At 57.5% G+C, this 3,474-nt stretch carries 5 protein-coding genes; all 5 read left to right on the top strand.

What is annotated here, in order from left to right; all coding sequences use genetic code 11:
• Positions 1 to 75: 75 nt before the first annotated feature.
• Positions 76 to 654, top strand: a complete 579-nt coding sequence (locus SMC5_RS04520; RefSeq protein ID WP_119119770.1) for a 2-oxoacid:acceptor oxidoreductase family protein — start codon at positions 76 to 78, stop codon at positions 652 to 654.
• 154 nt (positions 655 to 808) lie between these two features.
• The gene (locus SMC5_RS04515; RefSeq protein ID WP_165848976.1) at positions 809 to 1,708 is read left to right on the top strand and encodes a radical SAM protein; all 900 of its coding nucleotides are present in this window, start codon (positions 809 to 811) and stop codon (positions 1,706 to 1,708) included.
• Positions 1,705 to 2,730, top strand: a complete 1,026-nt coding sequence (locus SMC5_RS04510) for an FAD:protein FMN transferase (RefSeq protein ID WP_165848975.1) — start codon at positions 1,705 to 1,707, stop codon at positions 2,728 to 2,730. Before SMC5_RS04515 ends, SMC5_RS04510 begins: the two co-directional genes overlap by 4 nt.
• Positions 2,727 to 3,098, top strand: coding sequence for a NusG domain II-containing protein (locus SMC5_RS04505; protein WP_119119767.1), 372 nt, complete (start codon positions 2,727 to 2,729; stop codon positions 3,096 to 3,098). Before SMC5_RS04510 ends, SMC5_RS04505 begins: the two co-directional genes overlap by 4 nt.
• Positions 3,099 to 3,123: 25 nt before the next feature.
• On the top strand, positions 3,124 to 3,474 hold a 351-nt coding region (locus SMC5_RS04500), incomplete at its 3' end, for a Gx transporter family protein (RefSeq protein WP_165848974.1).

The raw sequence follows: 3,474 nt of genomic DNA, 5'->3' as shown, positions 1-3,474 counted from the left end.
TCATCATCGGCGAATTCGTCAATATCGAGCGCCATGCGCCGGTGAACGCGGCTGCGCCCAAGGAGCAGGCCTGATATGGGCAACGACAATCGTTTCGAACTCCGCATGACTGGTAGCGGCGGGCAAGGACTCATCCTGGGTTCCATCATCCTCGCGGAGGCCGCCATCATGGAAGGCAAGATCGTCACCCAAAGTCAGGTCTACGGCGCAGAAGCGCGCGGTGGAACAACCAAGGCCGAACTTGTCATCTCGAACAAGCACATCGCCTATCCCAAAGTCACCGATCCGGATATGCTCGCCGCAATGACCAACGATGGGCTCAAACAGTATGGTGGAGGGATCACCCGGAAGACCGAGGTCATCATCGATTCATCAGTAATGTCGGCCCCTGACTTCCTGGACGAGGAGAACTGCCGAAGCCTGCTGGCCCTTCCTATTCGCAGTACCCTCATCAGCAGGCTGCACTCCGAGCTTGGACTCAACATCGTCCTGCTTGGTATCGTCGAGGGTCTGACGGCCATCGTGGGGGTCGAGACACTCCGTAAGGCAATCGCGATGCACGTCAAGAAGCAGTTCCTTGACCTCAACATGAAGGCACTGGATCTTGGCATGGAAATGGTCGAAGCTCAAGCCAAGACCGGCATACGCATCTGAGGACTGCACCGTCGGTCTGGGGTCTCCGTGATTGCTTTGTGTGCCTCATGTTCGCCAAAGGACACCTTGCGGTGTCCTTTGTGGCGTTCCAATTATGCTGCTCGCACACGGGCCACAAGCCAGACATGCGATGTCACTGCGTTGCCGAGGAATCATGAGATTTGACAGGTTTTCCAGTCCTCTCGGACAGCCATATGTTTCCGAAATCGAGGAAGTGCCTCTCTATCACTATCTGCTCGGTGATTCGGTGCTCGTCCTGCAGGTGCCTGGATGCCCTCTGCGTTGCCCGTACTGCGACCGCCCGCTGCTGGCGCGTTCACAAGACTGGTCGCCCTATGACCCTGACAGGATCGCTGAGGCGATGGAGCAACTCGGCAGCGAGCCCGGGTTCGCCGGAGTGGTCTGGGGTGGCGGTGAACCCTCGCTGCACTGGGACAATGTCGTCGAATGCTCCCGAAAGGTTCACGAGGCAGGCAAGAAGGTTGTCGTGGCAACGAACGGCGGGTTGACCGCGGACTTTCTCCGTGACTCACCTGGAACGGTAGATGCATTGCTCGTCAGGTTCAAGGGTTTCACGGAGGAAACATACCGGACGCTGGGAAGCCCACCCGGTGTCCTGGAGAACAGTCGAGCCCTTGTAGAACGTGCCATCGACGCGGGAATACATGTCGAGCTCATGCTGGATATTGCACGGGACACTCCAGCGCAGGAAGTGGAGTTTTCTGCCATGCTCGCGTGGATCGCCCAGGACCTTCGACGGGGAGTTCCTCTCCATCTCAGGGCGATTGCCCCCGAGCATGGTTTCACAATTCGTCATGGACCTGATATGCCTTTTCTCGAAAATCTTGTAGAATCTGCGCGAAGACAGCACGTAAGCTTTGTCTACCTGAGTAACTGCCATGGGCATTTCTTCAATAATACGATGTGTCCCAACTGCTATTCGGTCGTCGTCGACCGCACGACTCGTCCACTGGAGTTACCCTTCGTCACAGACGGAAAATGCGGCCATTGCGGAACGGACCTTGGTTTGACACTCGACCAGGAGACGCGGTGAGAAGAGCAATTGTTCCGATCGTGCTGCTGATCGTCGCCGGAGCAGGACTGGCGACTTTCTTCGCCTTGCGCGCATCACCTGAACCGGTTACGTCCACATACTTTCTCATGGACACGGTCCTCACCGTCAAAACCACCGGAGCCGATGCTGCCGCAATCAATGAGCATCTCCATGCTCTGGCGGTCGGCGTCGACAACATGACCAGCTATTACACAGCAGGGTCCGAGACGGTTCGCGTCAACGCAGCTGCCGGCAAGGGACCGGTGTCCGTCTCGCCGGAATATGCAGCACTCCTGAAAACTGCCGTGGCCGTAGAGGCCATCGACCAGGGCAGGACGTTCGACATAGCGATCTCGCCCGTGTCGTCGCTGTGGGGCTTTACGACCAAGGATTTCAGGATCCCTTCTGCGAAGGAGATATCAGATACGCTAGCCTATTCTCATTCAGACCAGCTCGTGCTCTCGGACACCACTGTGCAGCTTCGGGACTCCCGGTCCCGCATTGATCTGGGCGGTATCGCCAAGGGCTACTCGCTCGACATCATGGAGGAGTACCTCAAAACCGTCACGCCCCAACCCCAGCAGGTGATCGTCGATTTTGGCGGCAACCTCCTGCTGTATAGCGGTGGCCGAAAGCACGACTGGAAGATCGGTATTCGCGATCCACGCGGTCAGGGGATCATCGGGTATGTTCGATCAGGGGATGCCTTTGTGGCTACTTCCGGAGACTATCAGAGGTACTTCGAGCGAGATGGCAGGAGGTACTGTCATATCATCGACCCGTCGACGGGATATCCAGGGACCCTCAATCAAAGCGCCACAGTCATCACAGACATACAGCCCATGCACGGAGCCATCGGCGATGCCCTTGGCAAGGTCTTCTTCTGCTCATCAGCCGAGACTCAGCGTTCGCTCTTCCAGACGGTCGAGGGCCAGGGGATCGTCGGCATCGTCCTCGTCGACGCTGCAGGAACACAGTCCACACTGGGACCGATCAACTTCGTGCCCACGGCTGCTCAATGAAGCGGGGTGACCGGATTACGGGCGTGGTTCTCCTCGCCGCCGTGGCACTTGTTATTGTCTTTTGGATCGTCATGCACCGTACACCTGGCACCTTGGCAGTTGTTCGCGTGGACGGCAAGGTCGTCGCGACAGTGGATCTAATATCACACGAGCCCAAGACGCTGGACGTAACGGGCGTGCTGGGGCCGATGGTGATCGTAGCTGATGGCAAGGGCTCAGTCCGAGTCACGGAATCAACCTGCCCAGACCAGATCTGCGTGCGCACCACTCCTGCCCGAAGTCCCGGCGACCAGATCATCTGTGTACCCAACCGCATGGTCATTACGGTCGAAGGAAAAGGGACCGGCATCGATGCTCTCACCCAATAGAAAGAGCCGTACAACGCAGACTACCTTGCGATTTGCACTGCTAGTCGCCGTTGCTATCGTTATCAACTACTTCGACCCTCCGCTCCCGTTCCTGCCTGGTGCCAAACTGGGCTTGTCTCAGATAAGCACGATGATATGCCTGGAGATGTACGGAGCCCTCGCGACCGTTGCACTCGTGGTCCTGCGCGTTTTGGCCACGGGTGTCATGAAGGGAAATCTCATGACCATCACGTCGCTGCTCTCCTTCGGTGGCAGCCTCGGCGCAGTCATCGTCATGATCCTCCTGAAAAAGGTGTTCGGAAAGCACATCGGATTGCCGACCGTAAGTACCATCGGGGGCATCTCCAACAATCTGTCGCAATACCTGCTCTTGTTG

The sequence above is a fragment of the Candidatus Cryosericum odellii genome (assembly GCF_003570935.1).
Lineage (GTDB): Bacteria > Caldisericota > Caldisericia > Cryosericales > Cryosericaceae > Cryosericum > Cryosericum odellii.
Note: the sequence above shows the minus strand (reverse complement) of the source record. Positions and strands in the feature narration are given on the sequence as shown.